Origin of the sequence: Streptomyces sp. NPDC046831 (assembly GCF_040645305.1) — a bacterium.
Classification (GTDB): domain Bacteria; phylum Actinomycetota; class Actinomycetes; order Streptomycetales; family Streptomycetaceae; genus Streptomyces.
On record NZ_JBEYXZ010000007.1, the window covers coordinates 152,622 to 170,714 of the forward strand.

The following is an 18,093-nucleotide window of genomic DNA, read 5'->3' on the forward strand; positions in this document are numbered from 1 at the left end:
CCGCTCCCAGCAGGCCTAGAGGGGGATGTTGCCGTGCTTCTTCGGAGGCAGGGATTCCCGCTTGGTGCGCAGCTGACGCAGACCACGCACGATGTGGGCGCGGGTGTCGGACGGCATGATGACGGCGTCGACGTAGCCGCGCTCGGCCGCGACGTAGGGGTTCAGGAGGGTGTCCTCGTACTCCTGGATGAGCCGCGCCCGCGTCGCGTCGGCGTCCTCCGCCTCGGCGATGGTCCGGCGGTGCAGGATGTTCACCGCGCCCTGCGCGCCCATCACGGCGATCTGCGCGGTCGGCCAGGCCAGGTTGAGGTCGGCGCCCAGGTGCTTGGAGCCCATGACGTCGTACGCGCCGCCGAACGCCTTCCGCGTGATCACCGTGATCAGCGGGACGGTGGCCTCGGCGTAGGCGAAGATCAGCTTGGCGCCGCGGCGGATGATGCCGGTGTGCTCCTGGCCGACGCCCGGCAGGAAGCCGGGCACGTCGACGAAGGTGAGCACCGGGACGTTGAAGGCGTCGCACGTGCGCACGAAGCGGGCGGCCTTCTCGGAGGCGTCGATGTCCAGGCAGCCGGCGAACTGCATCGGCTGGTTGGCGACGATGCCGACCGGCCGGCCCTCCACCCGCCCGAAGCCGGTGAGGATGTTCGGCGCGAACAGCGGCTGCGTCTCGAAGAACTCGGCGTCGTCGAGGACGTGTTCGATCACCGTGTGCATGTCGTACGGCTGGTTCGCGCTGTCCGGGACGAGCGTGTCCAGCTCCAGGTCCTCGGCGCTGACGGCGAGGTCCGCCTCCTCCGGGAAGGCCGGGGGCTCGCTGAGGTTGTTGGACGGCAGGTACGACAGCAGCTGCTTGACGTACTCGATGGCGTCCTTCTCGTCCCCGGCCATGTGGTGGGCCACGCCGGAGGCGGAGTTGTGGGTCCGCGCGCCGCCGAGCTCCTCGAAGCCGACGTCCTCGCCGGTGACCGTCTTGATGACGTCGGGGCCGGTGATGAACATGTGCGACGTCTGGTCGACCATGACCGTGAAGTCGGTGATCGCGGGCGAGTACACCGCACCGCCCGCGCACGGCCCGACGACCAGGCTGATCTGCGGGATCACACCCGAGGCGTGGGTGTTGCGGCGGAAGATCTCGCCGTACGCGCCGAGCGAGGCCACACCCTCCTGGATGCGGGCGCCGCCGGAGTCGTTGATCCCGATGACCGGGCAGCCGGTCTTCAGGGCGAAGTCCATCACCTTGACGATCTTCTGCCCGTACACCTCGCCGAGGGCGCCGCCGAAGACGGTGAAGTCCTGCGAGAACACCGCGACGGGGCGGCCGTCCACGGTGCCGTACCCGGTCACCACGCCGTCCCCGTACGGGCGGTTCTGCTCCAGCCCGAAGTGGGTGGAGCGGTGCCGGGCGAACTCGTCGAGCTCGACGAAGGAGTCCTCGTCGAGCAGCAGCTCGATCCGCTCACGTGCCGTCAGCTTGCCCTTGGCGTGCTGCTTCTCCACAGCGCGTTCCGAGCCGGCATGTGTCGCTTCCTGGATACGGCGCTGGAGGTCCGCGAGTTTCCCAGCGGTCGTGTGAATGTCGATCTCTTCCGGCTCGGACATCGGGATGCGGCTCCCTGCCTGCTCAAAAGGGGGGACGGTTACTCATCCGTAGCGTAGTGGTGGCCCCACTGATCGGCAGTGCGGCGTTTACCACACCTAGTGTGGCTTGCATGACGCCGCGAGATGCAGCAGACGACACCCCCGGCAACGACCCGGGCCGCAACGACGGACCCGGCGGCAGGCGCTGGTCCGACCTCGGCCGCCCGCCGCTGAACGCCACGGCGCTCAGGCGGGGGCTGGTGCGCGAGGACGGCCTGTGGTCGGCACTGGACGTGGTGCAGCGCACCGGCTCCACCAACTCCGACCTGGTCGCCCGGGCCGCCGCGGGCAGGGTGGCCGAGGGCGCCGTCCTGGTCGCCGAGGAGCAGACCGCCGGGCGGGGCCGGCTGGACCGCCGCTGGACCGCGCCGCCCCGCTCCGGTCTGTTCTTCTCCGTGCTCCTGCGGCCCGATGAGGTGCCGGTGTCCCGCTGGGGCTGGCTGCCGCTGCTCACCGGGGTCGCCGTCGCCACCGGCCTGGCCCGCGCCGCCGGCGTGGACACGTCCCTGAAGTGGCCGAACGACCTGCTGGTGACCGTCGGCGGCGAGGAGCGCAAGGCCGGCGGCATCCTCGCCGAACGGGCCGGGGACGACGCCGTCGTCGTCGGCGTCGGCATCAACGTCTCGCTCCACGCGGACGAACTGCCGGTGCCGCAGGCCGGCTCCCTGGCCCTGGCCGGCGCCCGGAACACCGACCGGGACCCCCTGCTGCGGGCGGTGCTGCGGTCCCTGGAGGACTGGTACGGGCGCTGGCGGGCCGCCGGCGGCGATCCGGTCGCCAGCGGGCTGCAGGAGACCTACGCGGCCGGCTGCGCCACGCTGGGGCGCATGGTGCGCGCCGAGCTGCCCGGGGACCGCTCGCTCGTCGGGGAGGCGGTCGCGGTGGACGGCGACGGACGCCTGGTCCTGGCGACGAAGGAGGGCGTGCAGGAACCGGTGGGCGCGGGGGACATCGTGCACCTGCGGCCGGCGTGAGACGTCCCGCCCGCCGCGGGGCCCGCCGCCGGCTCAGGGACCCAGGTCACGTCACCCCCCGGCGCGACCTGACGGAGTGAGCTGGCGCACACCTGCCGTAGAGTTGAGGCCGGTCGATACCTGACCGTGACAGATCGGAAGGCAGCAGGCGTGACCGTCGACGACACGGGCTCCGGCGCGGACGGGGACGGCCGGGTGGACCCCCACGCCGCCGACCCCGGCGAGGACCCTCTCGCCCTGCGTCTGGAGCAGCTCATCCTGGGCGCCGACCGGCGCTACACCCCCTTCCAGGCGGCGCGCAGCGCCGGTGTCTCCATGGAGCTCGCCTCCCGTTTCTGGCGGGCCATGGGCTTCGCCGACATAGGGCAGGCCAAGGCGCTCACCGAGGCCGACGTGCTCGCCCTGCGCCGCCTCGCCGGTCTCGTCGAGGCGGGACTGCTCAGCGAGGCCATGGCCGTGCAGGTCGCCCGGTCCACCGGGCAGACCACCGCCCGGCTGGCGGAATGGCAGATGGACTCCTTCCTGGAGGGCCTGACCGAGCCGCCCGAGCCGGGGATGACCCGCACCGAGGTGACGTACCCGATCGTCGAGCTGCTGCTGCCCGAGCTGGAGGAGTTCCTCGTCTACGTCTGGCGCCGCCAGCTCGCCGCGTCCGCCGGGCGCGTCGTGCAGGCCGCCGACGACGAGGAGATGGTCGACCGGCGCCTCGCCGTCGGCTTCGCCGACCTCGTCGGCTTCACCCGGCTGACCCGCCGCATGGAGGAGGAGGAGCTCGGCGAACTCGTCGAGGCCTTCGAGACGACCGCCGCCGACCTGGTGGCCGCGCACGGCGGGCGGCTCATCAAGACCCTCGGCGACGAGGTCCTGTACGCCGCCGACGACGCGGGTGTCGCGGCGGAGATCGCGCTGCGCCTGATCGAGACGATGGCGCACGACGAGACGATGCCCGAGCTGCGGGTGGGCATGGCGTTCGGCACGGTCACCACCCGGATGGGCGACGTCTTCGGCACGACCGTCAACCTCGCCTCCCGGCTGACGTCGATAGCCCCGCGTGACGCGGTCCTCGTCGACACCGCCTTCGCCGAGGAACTGATCCGCATGGGTGAGGCCCCGCCCTCGGAGGCGGCGGCGGCCGAGGCCGCGGCCGCCGCGGAGAAGGAGGGCGAGGAGCCCCCGGTCTACCGGTTCGCCCTCCAGCCGATGTGGCAGCGCCCGGTGCGCGGCCTCGGCGTGGTCGAGCCCTGGCTGCTCACCCGGCGGGACGACAGGACACCGTGACCGCGGGGGCGGCCGCCCGGCCGTCTTGCCGGCACCGGTCACTGGGGTGGCACCGGTCACTGGGGTGGCACCGGCCGCCGTGGCGGTGGCCGGCCGCAGGTGCCGACCCCGTCGCCGCACGATCCCGTCGGTCCCGTGGTGACTGCCGCGCCTGCGGGGTGTGGGCGGGCTGCGGTGTGGGGTGGCTGACGGCGTGGCTGGTGTTTCAGTGGCCTGTGGCCACTCGGGTGGCCGTCGCGGTCGGAGGCCGCCCGGTCGGCTCGCCGCCGGTGATCGCGTGGGCGGTCGGCCGCGGGTGCCGCTCCCGTCGTCGCTCGATCCGGTTGTCCGCGCGCTGACCGCCGCGCTTGCGGGGTGTGGGCGGGCTGCGGCGTGGGGTGGGTGACGGCGTGGCCGGTGTTCAGTGGCCTGTGGCCACTCGGGTGGCCGTCGCGGTCGGAGGCCGCCCGGTCGGCTCGCCGCCGGCGATCGCGTGGGCGGTCGGCCGCCGGTGCCGCTCCCGTCGTCGCTCGATCCGGTTGTCCGCGCGCTGACCGCCGCGCCTGCGGGGTGTGGGCGGGCTGCGGCGTGGGGTGGGTGACGGCATGGCCGGTGTTCAGTGGCCGGCTCCGCCGAGTCCCAGGTCCACGCACAGCCCGATGACCGGCAGGCACAGTCCCGGGTTGCCCGGCGGCGGGGCGGGGGAGTGGGTGCCCGGGCCCGGTGTCTCCCGGCTCGGTGCCGAGGTCGGGGTCGGGCGCGGCTCCGGATCCGAGGTGGCGGGCGGCCGGGTCGCCGGGCCGGGGGCAGGGGCGTGCGGCGCCTTCGGGGCCTCCGGCAGGGGCGTACTGCCCGGCGGGTACGACGGGCGGGCTCCCGTGGCCGGGAACCAGGACGCGGCCGGCGTGGTGCCGGTGCCCGGGACCGGCAGGGAGCTCCCCCCGCCGAAGGGCGCGGCCGTCGGGGGCAGGTCCGCCGGGCCGGGGGTGACGGCGGCGGTCGAAGTGACCGATCCGTGGGTCACCCCGCCGTGGCCCGGCTGGGGCTCGGCCTCGGCGGCGCCCAGGCCGCCGACTCCGGACTCGGGCGCCAGCCGCACGAGGCTCAGCGCACCGGCGGCCAGGGCGAGACCCCCGGCGGCGAGCAACACCTTGCGGTGCCGGGGCCGACGGTGACGCCCCCGCACCCGCAGGCCCCCGAGCGGGTCGCGGACGCCGGCCCCGCAGGTGCCGGTGGCGGCCGCTTCGCCGGCGGTATCGACCTCACCGACGAGGGCGGCGTCACCGGCCCGTGCGCCGGGGTTCGCGGGCGCCCCGGTCTGCGGACCGTCCGAGGGAGGTGCGGGTCGTGAGTCGTCGGTGTCCCCGGCGCCCTCGTCCGTGGCCGTGGCTCGTCCGGCGTCACCCCGCGAGCCCACGGTCCGTATCTTCCCGGGATGCGCGCCGTGAGCGCGGGAGCCCGGCGGGTGCGGTGCTTCATTCCGGCCCTTCCCCGCCCGTGCGTCGGCGGCGCGGACGTCGTCGGCACCCCCCTCCACGCCGCCCCCCGCCACCGTGCCGGCGGTGGGGCCTTCGGTGTCCGCCGTGCCTCCGGCGTCCCGCGCCTCGCCTGCGCCGGCCTGTCCAGCGCCAGGCCCGGAGCCCGCGGTCCCCTCGGCCCCGGCTCCCGCGGGCGGCACGCCCCGCGTGCCGTGTGTTCCGGCGCCCCCGGCGTCCCGCGCTCTGGTCGTGTCCGTCGTCATCGCGATCCCCTCCCCGGTGCGCTTGCGCCCCCGATGCGCCGTGGCGGACGCACGCTATGCGCTCCCGTGGGGCTTCGGCGGAGGATGGGCGGGATGTCACTCGAACGGGTAATCGGTCCTGGACACGGAGGGCCGCTCTGCCGTGGCCGGCGCCGACGGCGCCCGCGCCGGCACACCCTGCCGGCCCTTCCCCCGACCGGGGCGCGGCTGCGATGATCGGGAGACCTGTTGTTAACCCGCGTTAACCTGGAGGGTCTTCATGAGCGAGGAGCGGTTCGGGGAGTTCGTGCTGGTGCGGCGGCACGACCATGTCGCGGAGCTCGTCCTCGACCGGCCCAAGGCCATGAACGCCGTGTCGACCGACATGGCCCGCTCGATCGCCGCGGCGTGCGCCGCGCTCGCCGCCGACCGGGACGCGCGCGTGGTCGTGCTGACGTCGTCCCACGAGCGGGCGTTCTGCGTCGGCGCCGATCTGAAGGAGCGCAACTCCTTCAGCGACGCCGACCTGGTGCGGCAGCGGCCCGTCGCGCGCGGGGCGTACACCGGCGTACTGGAGCTGCCGATGCCGACGATCGCCGCGGTGCACGGGTTCGCGCTCGGCGGCGGTTTCGAGCTGGCCTTGTCCTGTGACGTGATCGTGGCTGACCGGACGGCCCTGGTGGGGCTCCCCGAGGTCTCCGTGGGCGTCATCCCCGGAGGCGGCGGCACTCAGCTGCTGCCGCGCCGCGTGGGGGCGGCGCGGGCGGCCGAGCTGATCTTCACGGCGCGCAGGGTGAACGCCGAGGAGGCCCGCGAGCTCGGACTGGTGGACCAGCTCGTGGACGACGGACGGGACCGGGAGGAGGCGCTGGCGCTGGCCGCCCGGATGGCCGCGAACTCGCCGGTCGGTCTGCGGGCGGCCAAGCGGGCGCTGCGGCTGGGGCACGGGATGGACCTGCGGGCCGGACTCGAGGTCGAGGACGCCGCCTGGCGGGCGGTGGCCTTCTCCGGGGACCGCGCCGAGGGCGTGGCGGCGTTCAACGAGAAGCGTCCGGCCCGCTGGCCGGGCGAGTGACCGCAGCCCCGCCGGCGCCGTGCGCGGCCCGGGGGCGGGAAGAGCGCCGGGCGCGACGACTCGGCAACGGGCGGAGCGCCGGGCGTGCACGGCCCGTATGCGGGCCGGGCGTGCACGACCCGTATACGGGCCGGGCGTGCACGACCCGTCAACGGCCGGGCGTGCACGGCCCGCATACGGGCGGAACGCCGGACCCGGGAGCGGGCAGCGGAGTACCGATCACGGAAGACCCGGGAGCACGACGACGAAGCGCCGGCCGCGAAAGGCCCGGGAGTGTGCGCCGGAGTGCCGGTCGCTGGAAGATCCGGGAGTGTGACGCCGAAGCCCAGGCGTGCGAGATCCGGGAGCGTGACGCGGAGTGCCGGTCGCTGGAAGATCCGCGAGCGTGCGCCGGAGTGCCCGTCGCGCAAGACCCGGGAGCGTGACCCCGGAGCGCGGGCGGACGACTCGGAACCGGGACGCCGGGACTCCGGGTGGACAGCTCGGAACCGCGGCACCGGATCGCCGGTGTCCCGGCCGCCTCCGGTGCCGCGCGGCGGCGGACCGGGCCCGGTCGGCGTGGTGCGCCGGGACCGCTCCGGCGGCGTCCCGTGACCGGAGCCCTGTCAGACGCCCAAATGTCCCATGCGCGGCAAAACGTCCCTAGCCTGGGGTGATGGGCGACAACAGGCGGCTGGCTGCCGTGGTGGCGCTGGCGCAGGGCATGGCCGCGACGCACACCCCGCGTGACTCCTGGCGGGCGGCGGCGCTCGGCGCGTGCCGCGCGCTGGCCGGCAGCTTCGCCGCGCTGTCGGTCTGGGAACGGGACCGCGGCCGGCTGCGGGTCCTCGTGAACGTGGGGGACAGGTCGCCGGAGGAGGAGGAGTTCCCGGAGGACGAGACGTATCCGGTGCACCAGTTCCCGGAGATCACCGAGTTCCTGCACGAGCGGTGGGCCGCGGGCGGCGAGCCCGACGCCTGGGTCGAGACCGCGGCCGGCCCGGCCGCCGGTCATTCCGGCTACTGCCACCAGCGCGTCGCGGCGCTGCGGCGGCGCGGGCGCGGCTCGTGCGTGGTCGCGCCGATCGTGCTGCACGGGCGCGCCTGGGGCGAGCTCTACGTCGCCCGTTCCGCCGGCGCGCCCGCCTTCGACCGGGCGGACGCCGACTTCGCCACGGTGCTGGCCGCCGTCGTCGCGGCCGGCATGGCGCAGACCGAGCAGGTGGAGGAGGCCCGCCGGCTGGCGTTCACCGACGCGCTCACCGGGCTCGCCAACCGGCGCGCGGTCGACGTACGGCTGGAGGAGGCCATCGAGCGGCACCGCCGGGACGGTGCCGTGGTCAGCCTGGCCGTCTGCGACCTGAACGGGCTCAAGCGGGTCAACGACACGTTCGGGCACGCCGCCGGCGACCGGCTCCTGGAACGGTTCGGGTCGGTGCTGTCGCTGTGCGGGGCGATGGTGCCCGGGGCGCTGGCCGCGCGGCTCGGCGGCGACGAGTTCTGCCTGCTCGCGGTGGGGGTGCCCGCCGACGAGGTGGTGAAGGCGGCCGACGAGCTGTGCCGCCGGGCGACGGAGCTGGAGCTGGGCGAGGGGGTCGCCTGCGGGATCGCCTCCACCGAGGACGCCGTCGGGCCGGTGCGCTCGGCCCGGCGGCTGTTCCGGCTCGCCGACGCGGCGCAGTACCGGGCCAAGGCGCTCCGCTCCGAGAGGCCGGTCGTCGCCGGGCGGGAGGGGCCCGGCGATCCGGTCGTCCGCCTCGCCGACGAGCCGTCCCCCGGAGCGCCGTCCGAACGCCGCCGCTTCCGCGGGCGCCGGCCCTGACGCCGCCGCCGGCCCCGACGCCGCGACGCAGGCGCACGCCCCCGGCGGTGCCGCGGCGGTCCCGGAGGCCTCTGGGCGTGCCGCCGGCGGTCCCCGCGCCGCGGGGGGAGCGCCTACCCTCCGGTAAGGGGCGAACCCGCCCCCCGCTGGTGACACCAGCGAATTCACTGCGTACGCTCCTGAATATGGATATGCACACTGTGGTGGTGGGGACGTCCGGTGTCACCGCGTCCGACGTTCTCGCCGTGGCGCGCGGCGGCGCCCGGGTCGAACTCGCCGGGGAGGCGGTGGCGGCCCTCGCCGCGGCCCGGGAGATCGTCGACGCGCTGGCGGCCAAGCCGGAGCCCGTCTACGGCGTCAGCACCGGCTTCGGCGCGCTCGCGACCCGGCACATCAGCCAGGAGCTGCGCACTCAGCTCCAGCGCAACATCGTCCGCTCGCACGCCGCCGGCATGGGACCGCGGGTCGAGCGCGAGGTCGTGCGCGCGCTGATGTTCCTGCGGCTCAAGACGGTCTGCTCCGGGCACACCGGCGTGCGTCCCGAGGTCGCGCAGACCATGGCGGACGTCCTGAACGCCGGCATCACCCCGGTGGTGCACGAGTACGGTTCCCTCGGCTGCTCCGGCGACCTCGCGCCGCTCTCCCACTGCGCGCTGACGCTGATGGGCGAGGGCGACGCCGAGGGCCCCGACGGGGTCGTGCGGCCCGCCGGCGAACTGCTCGCCGCACACGGCATCGAGCCGGTCGAGCTGCGCGAGAAGGAGGGCCTGGCCCTCCTCAACGGCACCGACGGCATGCTCGGCATGCTGGTCATGGCCCTCGCCGACCTCGACACCCTGTACAAGTCCGCCGACGTCACGGCCGCCCTCAGCCTGGAGGCGCTCCTCGGCACGGACAAGGTCCTCGCCCCCGAGCTGCACGCCATCCGCCCGCACCCGGGCCAGGGGGCCAGCGCCGCCAACATGCTGGCGGTGCTGAGGGGTTCGGAGCTCACCGGGCACCACCAGGACGACGCCCCCCGCGTCCAGGACGCCTACTCCGTGCGCTGCGCCCCGCAGGTCGCGGGCGCCGGCCGGGACACCCTGGCCCACGCCCGGCTCGTCGCCGAGCGCGAACTCGCCTCCGCCGTCGACAACCCCGTCGTCCTGCCCGACGGCCGGGTGGAGTCCAACGGCAACTTCCACGGCGCGCCGGTGGCGTACGTCCTCGACTTCCTCGCCATCGCCGTGGCCGACCTCGGCTCCATCGCCGAGCGCCGTACCGACCGGCTGCTCGACAAGAACCGCAGCCACGGCCTGCCGCCGTTCCTCGCCGACGACGCCGGCGTGGACTCGGGGCTGATGATCGCCCAGTACACGCAGGCCGCCCTGGTCAGCGAGATGAAGCGGCTCGCGGTCCCCGCCTCCGCCGACTCGATTCCCTCCTCCGCCATGCAGGAGGACCACGTCTCCATGGGCTGGTCCGCGGCGCGCAAGCTGCGCACGGCCGTCGGGAACCTGGCCCGGGTCCTCGCGATCGAGCTGTACGCCGCGGCCCGCGCCGTCGAGCTGCGCGAGGGGCTGACCCCGGCCCCAGCGACGCGCGCCGTGATCGAGGCCGCGCGGGAGGCGGGGGTGCGCGGGCCCGGCCCGGACCGGTTCCTGGCGCCCGACCTCGCCGCCGCGGAGGCCTTCGTGCGCGACGGCGGACTCGTCGCCGCGGTGGAGACGGTCACCGGCCCGCTGCGCTGAGCCGTCCGGGGCCCCGTCCGGCGACGGGGTCCCGGCACCTCCGCGCCCCCGCCGGAAGAAGAGGTCCGGTGGGACCGGCGTCAGAATCCGAGGCGTTCCCGGCGCACCGAATAGACCACGAACCCGGCCCCCACCGCGAGGAACAGCGTGCCGCCCATCACGTAGGGGGTGGTGTCGAAGCTGCCCGTGTCGGCGAGTTCGGTGCCGTCGCCCGACTGCTCGCCGGACACCTCCGTGGCCGTGGACGCGGCCCTGGCCTGCACCGTGACCTGTGTCGTCGGCGCCGCCGGGGCGGCCTCTCTCGCCGGCGCCCCCACCGTCGCGTTCGCGGACGGGACGAACCACAGGGCGCCCAGCAGGGTCCCCGCGGCGGTGGCGGTCAGCAACGTACGGCGAGCGGATGACACGGAATATCGATCCCCTTGTGGCGCTGGCGAATTGGCCGTGTGAGGCGATGTTAGTGAAGGTGGCGGGTCACAGGAAAGTCACGGGACGTTTGAGCCGTACGCTCCCCGCATGAGTACTGAAGAGACATCACGATTCGTCCGCCTTCGCGTGGAGCTCGTCCTGGAGATCGACGACGAGGAGGCCGTGAGCCGGGCCGCCCGGCGCCGCCTCAGCGACGAGACCGAAAACGGTGACATGTCCGCGGAAGAACGGGTACACGCCCAGCAGGCTGTGACGGAAGACACCGCGGAAGCCCTCGCCTACCTCGTGGACCCGTTCGCGCTGGTGGCGGAGGTGCCGGGGGTCGAACTGCAGCAGGCCTCCTGGTCCGGCGAGCGGATCGAGTACGACCCCGACGCTCCGGACTGGGACGTCGACGAGGATGATGTCGACGAGGACCACGACGACGAAGGGGGCGGCGACGGCGCCACGGAGTACCGCGGTCACCCCGGCTGACGCCGCCCGGATCACGGCGACCCCGGGGGCAACCGCGACCCGGGGTTCCGTCGTCTCACTTCACGCACCGGCCCGGACCGGCGGACGTGGCGTGTCCCACAGCCGCGCGGCCCGGGAACGGGACGAACCGGTCGTAACGTTGATGGTTCTCAGCGGGGGACTCGGGGTCATGGGGATTCGGCGACGATGGAGAAATGTGTGATGACGAACAGTAAGCGGCGCAAGTGTCTGATGACCGCGTCCGCGCTGCTCGGTGGTGTCCTGATGCTCACGGCGTGCTCCGGCGGCGACGCGGACGCCACCGACGCGAACAAGGGCGCCTCGCAGGCCGGCGCCGACAAGGCGGCGGCCCAGCAGACCTCTGAGGCCCAGATCAAGATCACACCCGCCGACGGCTCCGACAACGCCTCCATCAACAACGCCGCCGCCGTCACCGTCGCCAAGGGCACGCTGACCGAGGTGACGATGACCACCACCGACGGCGAGACCGTCGAGGGCCGGATATCCGCCGACAAGAAGAGCTGGAAGCCCAGCGGCCAGCTCGAGCGGGCCACGACCTACCGCATCGCGGCGACCGCCACGGACGCCAAGGGCCGCGCCGCCCACGAGAACGCCTCGTTCACCACGGTCGCCCCCGCGCACAGCTTCATCGGCAGCTTCACGCCGGACAACGGCTCCACGGTCGGCGTCGGCATGCCCGTGTCGATCAACTTCGACAAGGCGATCACCAACAAGGCGGCCGTCCAGAAGGGCGTCACCGTCACCTCCAGCAGCGGCCAGGAGGTCGCCTGCCACTGGTTCAACGCCAACCGCATGGACTGCCGGCCCGAGGAGTACTGGACGGAGAACTCCACCGTCACGCTGAAGCTCGCGCTCGACGGCGTCGAGGGCGCCCAGGGCGTCTACGGCGTGCAGCAGAAGACGGTCACCTTCCACATCGGCCGCAACCAGGTCTCCTACGTCGACGCGAAGACCAAGCAGATGAAGGTCACGCAGGACGGCAAGGTCGTCAAGACCATCCCGATCTCCGCCGGCTCGCCCGACAACAAGACGTACCAGGGCCAGATGGTGATCTCCGAGAAGTTCAAGGAGACCCGGATGAACGGCGCGACCGTCGGCTTCACGGACGACGACGGCAAGGGCGAGTACGACATCAAGGACGTGCCGCACGCCATGCGCCTGAGCACCTCCGGCACCTTCATCCACGGCAACTACTGGGGCTCCCCCTCCGTCTTCGGCAACGTCAACACCAGCCACGGCTGCGTGGGCCTGCAGGACAAGAAGGGCGCGAACGACCCCAGCACGCCGGCCGCGTGGTTCTACGAGAACTCGATCGTCGGTGACGTCGTCGTCGTCTCCAACACCGGTGACAAGACCGTCGCTCCCGACAACGGCCTCAACGGCTGGAACATGAGCTGGTCCGAGTGGAAGGCCGGCTCCGCCGTCTGACCGCCCCTCACCCCCTCGCCGATGCCGCCTCCTTCGAGGCGGCATCGGTGTCTTCCCGAAGGGGGGCGGCGCCCGGCGTCCCGCGAGCGTCCGCCGGGCGACAGGCGCCCGGCGCGGCGCCCCGCCGCCCAGTCAGCTCACGGTGCCCGCCCGGGTGGCGTCCGTCCCCCAGCTCGCCAGCAGGCGCAGGGCCTCCGCCGACGGGGAGGCCGGCTCGGCGTGGTACACGATCATGGACTGCTCGCTGTCGTCGGAAAGCCGGAACGAGTCGTAGTACAGGACCAGTTCGCCGACGAGCGGATGACGCAGGTGCTTGACGCCGTGGCTCTTCTCCTTGACGTCGTACTTGGCCCACAGCCGGCGGAAGTCCTCGCTCTTGACCGACAGCTCGCCCACCAGCGCCGACAGCCGCGGGTCGTCCGGATAGCAGCCCGCCTCCATGCGCAGCGCGCAGACGATGTCGATCGCCTTCTGCTCCCAGTCCACGTACAGATCGCGGTAGTAGGCGTCGAGGAAGACCAGCCGCGCCCAGTTGCGTTCCTGCACGGGCCGGTCCGACCAGTCGCCGAAGACCGCCGCCGTCATCCGGTTCCAGGCCAGGATCTCCGCCCGCCGGCCCACGACGTAGGCCGGTACGCCGTCCAGCGTGTCCAGCAGCCGGCGCAGCGACGTCCGCACCTGCTGGGTGCGCACCGCCGCCTTCTTCTTGTGCTTCGGCTTCGGCTTCGCCAGGTGCGTCAGGTGCGCGTGCTCGGCGTCGGTGAGACGCAGCGCGCGGGCGATGGAGTCGAGCACCTCGGCCGACACGTTCCGCCCGTTGCCCTGCTCCAGGCGCGTGTAGTACGCCACCGACACCCCGGCCAGCCGGGCCAGCTCCTCCCGGCGCAGCCCCGGCACCCTGCGCTGCCGGCCGTAGTCCGGCAGGCCGACGTCCTGCGGCGTCAGCCGGGCGCGCCGGGTACGCAGGAACTCGCTGAGCTCGGCCCGCCGGTCCAGCCCCGCACCGGTGTCCCCACCGGCTCCCGCGGAGGTGCCTGCGGCGCCGCCGGGGGCCGGCTCCGGCGCGGTGTCGGGCTGTGTGTCCATACGTCCAGTATTCACGGTCGTACGCACCCGAGCCTGACCCCGCCAGTGGTACGCACCGGCAACGTAGGCAAAGGCGGGGCCTGGGTGGATCCCCGATCGCCGGGCAGTCTGGAGACCGTACCCGGCCGGAAGGCGGCCGGGAATTGACAACACCGAGGAGAGCCCCCCGGCATGACCACTGTCGCCGCGTACGCCGCACCCGCCGCCAAGGCTCCGCTGGAGCGCACCACCATCGAGCGCCGTGCCGTCGGCGAGTTCGATGTGGAGATCGACATCAAGTTCGCCGGTATCTGCCACTCCGACATCCACCAGGCCCGCGAGGGCTGGGGTGAGGCGATCTTCCCGATGGTCCCGGGCCACGAGATCGCCGGTGTCGTCTCCGAGGTGGGACCGGGCGTGACCAAGTTCCAGGTCGGCGACCGCGTGGGCGTCGGCTGCATGGTCGACTCCTGCCGCGAGTGCGACAACTGCACGGCAGGCCTGGAGCAGTACTGCGCCAAGGGCGCGACGATGACGTACAACGCCATCGGCCGGGACGGGCAGCCCACCCACGGCGGCTACTCGGAGAAGATCGTCGTCGACGAGAACTACGTCGTGCGCATCCCCGACGGCCTGTCCCTCGACGTCGCCGCGCCGCTGCTGTGCGCCGGCATCACCACGTACTCCCCGCTCCGGCACTGGAACGCCGGTCCGGGCAAGAAGGTCGCCGTCCTCGGTATGGGCGGCCTCGGCCACATGGCCGTGAAGATCGCGCACGCGCTCGGCGCCGAGGTGACCGTCCTGTCCCAGTCGCTGCGCAAGAAGGACGACGGGCTGAAGCTGGGCGCCGACCACTACTACGCCACCAGCGACCCGAAGACCTTCGAGGAGCTCGCGGGCACCTTCGACCTGATCGTCTCCACGGTCTCCGCCCCGCTCGACTTCGGCGCGTTCCTGTCGCTGCTGCGCACGGACGGCGCCCTGGTCAACGTGGGCGCCCCCGAGGAGCCCATCTCCCTCAACCTGTTCTCGGTCATCGGCGGCCGCAGGACGCTGGCCGGCTCCAGCATCGGCGGCATCGCCGAGACCCAGGAGATGCTCGACTTCTGCGCCGAGCATGGCATCGGCGCCGAGATCGAGCTCATCCGCGCCGAGGAGATCAACGAGGCGTACGAGCGGGTCCTCGCCAGCGACGTCCGCTACCGCTTCGTGATCGACACGGCGACCATCTGAGCCGGACGGCGACGCCCGGCGGCACTCCGCGAGGCGGGGTGCCGCCGGGCCGGCGGTCCCGTCTCGACCCGTACCCGGGCGCACGGGCGACAAGGTGGCGGAGGCTCATCCAATCCCACGGCTCGCACCATCGGCCACTTGCTTGTGGCCTGGGCGGGCGCGAACCCGGTGGGCAGGACGCCCCCGGATCGGACCGGGCCCCCGGCCTGCGGAGACGGGGCCGGATTGCTACAGCGAGTCGAACGGCGGCACGATGCGGACAACGATGATCAGGGGGTCCCGCGGTGCCACCAGGAAGTAGAACCAGCCTCCGGCAGCGTCCAAGCGGCGTAGGCCGCCCGGCCGGGGACCGTTGCCGAGATCGCTGACGTCGATGCCCGTACTGGCGAGCTCGACCAACTGGCCGGCCAGACGTTCCACTTCCGCCACCACGTGAGCAGGCACGCCGCCCGCGACGTGGGCGTGGTCGGGGTCGTACTCCCAGCGCCAGTCCGTGCTCACCGGGCCGGGAGGCCGATGGCGGCGTGGGCTTCGTCCAGGATCCGCCCGATCTCGGAGGCGGCGCATCGTGCCTCGGCGGCGTCGCCCGACTCGGCGGCGTCTTCACAGCGCCGGAGCGCCGCTGCCAGGCGAGGCTGGCGCTGGATGTGGACGTAGACCGCCCACTGGGCGACGAACCGCTGGAGCGGCCCCAGGTCCGAGCCCTGCCGGGACTGGTCGGCAGCCTGGTCCAGCTCACGGGTGAAGGCCGGAAGGGCGGCAGGCGCGATCTGACGAATGGCCTGCCGCAGTGCGGCGACCGTGGCAGGGGGCTGGGGGATGAGCGGTTGCCCAGCGGCGGAGGTGGTCATGGCTGCTCCCATGGGCATGATTCTGATCCCGCGCCTCAGCGTATCGGGCATGGGTCTTTCCGCACCGCTCGAACGAGTGAGGGAGAAGCGATCCTGCAGCCGAGGCCGTCCCCTCGGACCGGATGAGGGGACGACCTCGGCTGCAGTCGACGGGGCGACGCGTGTCGTTCGGGGCGCCTCACGTCCGCCGGCGACGCCGCGGTTCCCGGTTTGTCGGGTGGTCTACCGGTCCGTGACCTCGGGGGCGGGCGCGACCCCGGTCGGGCAGGACGCGCCCCAGTTCGTCTCGAACGGCTCGGCCAGCTCGACGCCTGTCCCGCCGAGGCCGCAGTAGCCCGCCGGGTTCTTGTCCAGGTACTGCTGGTGGTAGGCCTCAGCCGCGTAGAACGGGCGGCCGGCGGCCGGGAGGATCTCCGTGGTGATCGTGCCGTAGCCGGAGGAGGTCAGGACCTCCTGGTAGGCGGCGCGGGAGGCCTCCGCCGTCTCCGCCTGGGCGGGGGTGTGGGTGTAGATCGCGGAGCGGTACTGGGTGCCCACGTCGTTGCCCTGGCGGAAGCCCTGCGTGGGGTTGTGGGACTCCCAGAAGGTCTTCAGCAGCTGCGCGTAGGAGATGACCTTCGGGTCGTAGACCACGCGGACCGCCTCCGTGTGGCCGGTCAGGCCCGAGCACACCTCCTCGTAGGTGGGGTTCTCGGTGTAGCCGCCCTGGTAGCCGACGAGGGTGGTCCACACACCGGCCGGCAGCCGCCAGAACGCGCGCTCCGCGCCCCAGAAGCAGCCCAGGCCGAAGTCGGCGATCTCCAGGCCCTCGGGGTACGGGCCGCGCAGCGGGGTGCCGAGGACCGTGTGGCGCTCCGGGACCGTGAACGCCGGCTCCGGGCGGCCCTTCAGCGCCTGCTCGGGCGTGGGCAGGACGGGTGTACGGCCGAACAGCATGAGCGGGCTCCTTCGTCTTGTCGCCTGCTTCCCCGGTCGCCCGGTGTCACGACCTGGAGGTGGCTTCAGGTTGAACGAATCGGGGGCGTCCGGCATTCCGCCTCCGCCTCCGCCCCCGCCCCCGCCGTCGGCACGTGGCGGCGGTGCGCTCCTCGTGCCCCGAGCTCTCAGTGGAGCAGTGTCGCCGGGCTGCCGCCGTTGGCCTCGTAGCCCGCCACGGCCAGGGCCCGGTAGACGGCGAACTCCGCGGCCGGGTCCTCGGACAGGCTCCACGGCAGGGCGCCCACGTGGCCGTCGACGTGTATCAGCTGGCCCATGGCCTCCGCCCAGCGCTCGGACCGCACCAGGAAGAAGACCAGCAGGTGACGGACGTGCGCCGCCACCGGGTCGTCGGAACGGGCCGACTGGGCGGCGAAGAGGGCGCCGTGGATCGCCTTCGTCACGACCTCGCTCCGGTAGAAGCCGCTGACCAGGTTCACCTCGGGGAGGTGCTCGAAGACCGCGAAGAGGGGCATGGCCGCCAGGAGCGAACCCCGGGGAGCGCGGGCGGCGGCCGCCTGGGCGAACTCCATGGCCAGCTCCCGCGAGCCGTGCCACTTCTCGCACCAGTAGTGCAGGGCGGCCAGGTGCGCGCCCATGTGGGCCGGCGCCCGGTCCAGGATCTTCAGCCAGAGCTTCTCGAACTCGCCCCGCGAGTACGCCAGTCCGCGCGCCACCGACAGCTCGACGATGTACGGGACGGGGTCGCCGGGGGCCAGCAGTGCCGCCTGGCCGCACGCGTCCCGGGCCTCTTCCATGATGATCCGGAACTCGTCCGTCCCCGGTGCCGACGTCCGCCAGGCCTGCTGCACCAGGAACTCGGCGTGCACCGCCGCACCGCCCGGGTCCTTGGGCGCCTCGGCCCGCCACACCCTGAGCCACTGCCCGCCGGGCGTCTCGCCTACCCCGCCCGGCCGCTCCTGCAGTTCCAGCGCCGCGGCACCGGCGAAGGCCTGCACGCGCTGCCAGCGCAGCTCGCCCTCCGCCTCCGTGCCCGCGAGGAGCTGGGACGCGGCGCGGTAGTCCTGGGTGCGCCGCACCACGTCCAGGACGTCGAGCAGGTCCTGGTCCGGGCCGGGCAGGCGGACGTCCAGCTCCTCCTGGCGGACGAAGCCGTAGGTCGCCGGGTCCGCTGCGTCCGGGTGTCCGGGCGGCACCTGCTCGATGACGCCGCGCCGGCGCCTGAGCAGGGGAAGCAGCACGAAGCCCAGCATGACCAGCGCCATCAGGACCCAGAGAATCTCCATGTCCCCAGCGTTCCAGACCGTGCCGGCAATTGGCCAACCCGTGCCGCGAACCTGTGGAAAACGGCCGGGCGGGCGCCCTTCCGGCGGCGGGCGGCGAGGGCCGGCGGATCGTCCGAACGGCTCGCGCAACGGGGTGCCCGGGCTGGGGCGACCGGGACGTCCGAGCCGGGGGCGA

16 protein-coding genes are annotated in these 18,093 nt (G+C 73.5%); 8 read left to right on the plus strand and 8 right to left on the minus strand.

Annotated elements, in window-relative coordinates; genetic code table 11:
- Positions 1-15 precede the first annotated feature (15 nt).
- Positions 16-1,599, minus strand: coding sequence for an acyl-CoA carboxylase subunit beta (locus tag ABZ920_RS09570; protein WP_361500805.1), 1,584 nt, complete (start codon positions 1,597-1,599; stop codon positions 16-18).
- A gap of 110 nt (positions 1,600-1,709) precedes the next feature.
- Here ABZ920_RS09570 and ABZ920_RS09575 point away from each other — a divergent pair, with 110 nt between their 5' ends.
- Both ABZ920_RS09575 and ABZ920_RS09580 read left to right on the plus strand, forming a co-directional pair.
- Positions 1,710-2,612: a biotin--[acetyl-CoA-carboxylase] ligase gene (locus tag ABZ920_RS09575; RefSeq protein ID WP_361500808.1), complete on the plus strand. Its 903-nt coding sequence runs from the start codon at positions 1,710-1,712 to the stop codon at positions 2,610-2,612.
- Between the two features lie 150 nt (positions 2,613-2,762).
- Positions 2,763-3,890: an adenylate/guanylate cyclase domain-containing protein gene (locus ABZ920_RS09580; RefSeq protein ID WP_361500810.1), complete on the plus strand. Its 1,128-nt coding sequence runs from the start codon at positions 2,763-2,765 to the stop codon at positions 3,888-3,890.
- A 595-nt stretch (positions 3,891-4,485) separates the two neighbouring features.
- Here ABZ920_RS09580 and ABZ920_RS09585 read toward each other — a convergent pair.
- Complete coding sequence (locus ABZ920_RS09585) at positions 4,486-5,286, minus strand: hypothetical protein (RefSeq protein ID WP_361500813.1); 801 nt, start codon at positions 5,284-5,286, stop codon at positions 4,486-4,488.
- A gap of 583 nt (positions 5,287-5,869) precedes the next feature.
- On the opposite strand from ABZ920_RS09585, the gene ABZ920_RS09590 reads away from it, so the two are divergent.
- From ABZ920_RS09590 to hutH, 3 genes are all read left to right on the plus strand, one after another.
- A complete protein-coding gene (locus ABZ920_RS09590) occupies positions 5,870-6,664 on the plus strand; it encodes an enoyl-CoA hydratase-related protein (protein WP_361500815.1) in 795 nt (264 codons plus the stop codon).
- Between the two features lie 655 nt (positions 6,665-7,319).
- Entirely contained in the window at positions 7,320-8,465 is a 1,146-nt protein-coding gene (locus tag ABZ920_RS09595) for a GGDEF domain-containing protein (protein ID WP_361500818.1), read from the plus strand.
- Positions 8,466-8,656: 191 nt separating this feature from the next.
- Positions 8,657-10,195: a histidine ammonia-lyase gene (gene hutH, locus ABZ920_RS09600; RefSeq protein ID WP_361500997.1), complete on the plus strand. Its 1,539-nt coding sequence runs from the start codon at positions 8,657-8,659 to the stop codon at positions 10,193-10,195.
- An 80-nt stretch (positions 10,196-10,275) separates the two neighbouring features.
- On the opposite strand, the gene ABZ920_RS09605 is transcribed toward hutH, so the two are convergent.
- Positions 10,276-10,602: a hypothetical protein gene (locus ABZ920_RS09605; RefSeq protein ID WP_361500821.1), complete on the minus strand. Its 327-nt coding sequence runs from the start codon at positions 10,600-10,602 to the stop codon at positions 10,276-10,278.
- Between the two features lie 109 nt (positions 10,603-10,711).
- Between ABZ920_RS09605 and ABZ920_RS09610 the strand changes: the two genes are divergently transcribed.
- Entirely contained in the window at positions 10,712-11,098 is a 387-nt protein-coding gene (locus ABZ920_RS09610) for a hypothetical protein (protein WP_361500824.1), read from the plus strand.
- Positions 11,099-11,299: 201 nt separating this feature from the next.
- Positions 11,300-12,547, plus strand: coding sequence for an Ig-like domain-containing protein (locus ABZ920_RS09615; RefSeq protein ID WP_361500827.1), 1,248 nt, complete (start codon positions 11,300-11,302; stop codon positions 12,545-12,547).
- 132 nt (positions 12,548-12,679) lie between these two features.
- On the opposite strand, the gene ABZ920_RS09620 is transcribed toward ABZ920_RS09615, so the two are convergent.
- A complete protein-coding gene (locus ABZ920_RS09620; protein ID WP_361500830.1) occupies positions 12,680-13,633 on the minus strand; it encodes a helix-turn-helix transcriptional regulator in 954 nt (317 codons plus the stop codon).
- A 171-nt stretch (positions 13,634-13,804) separates the two neighbouring features.
- On the opposite strand from ABZ920_RS09620, the gene ABZ920_RS09625 reads away from it, so the two are divergent.
- Positions 13,805-14,845, plus strand: a complete 1,041-nt coding sequence (locus tag ABZ920_RS09625) for an NAD(P)-dependent alcohol dehydrogenase (RefSeq protein ID WP_361500833.1) — start codon at positions 13,805-13,807, stop codon at positions 14,843-14,845.
- 228 nt (positions 14,846-15,073) lie between these two features.
- Here ABZ920_RS09625 and ABZ920_RS09630 read toward each other — a convergent pair whose 3' ends face one another.
- The 4 genes from ABZ920_RS09630 to ABZ920_RS09645 form a co-directional block, all read right to left on the minus strand.
- Positions 15,074-15,346 (minus strand): hypothetical protein, encoded by a 273-nt coding sequence (locus ABZ920_RS09630; RefSeq protein WP_361500836.1) that lies wholly within the window; start codon positions 15,344-15,346, stop codon positions 15,074-15,076.
- Positions 15,343-15,696: a DUF6247 family protein gene (locus tag ABZ920_RS09635; protein WP_361501000.1), complete on the minus strand. Its 354-nt coding sequence runs from the start codon at positions 15,694-15,696 to the stop codon at positions 15,343-15,345. Before ABZ920_RS09635 ends, ABZ920_RS09630 begins: the two co-directional genes overlap by 4 nt.
- 222 nt (positions 15,697-15,918) lie before the next feature.
- Positions 15,919-16,632: a peptide-methionine (S)-S-oxide reductase MsrA gene (msrA, locus tag ABZ920_RS09640; RefSeq protein WP_361500839.1), complete on the minus strand. Its 714-nt coding sequence runs from the start codon at positions 16,630-16,632 to the stop codon at positions 15,919-15,921.
- Positions 16,633-16,799: 167 nt separating this feature from the next.
- Positions 16,800-17,918, minus strand: coding sequence for a hypothetical protein (locus tag ABZ920_RS09645; protein WP_361500842.1), 1,119 nt, complete (start codon positions 17,916-17,918; stop codon positions 16,800-16,802).
- Positions 17,919-18,093: the final 175 nt, after the last annotated feature.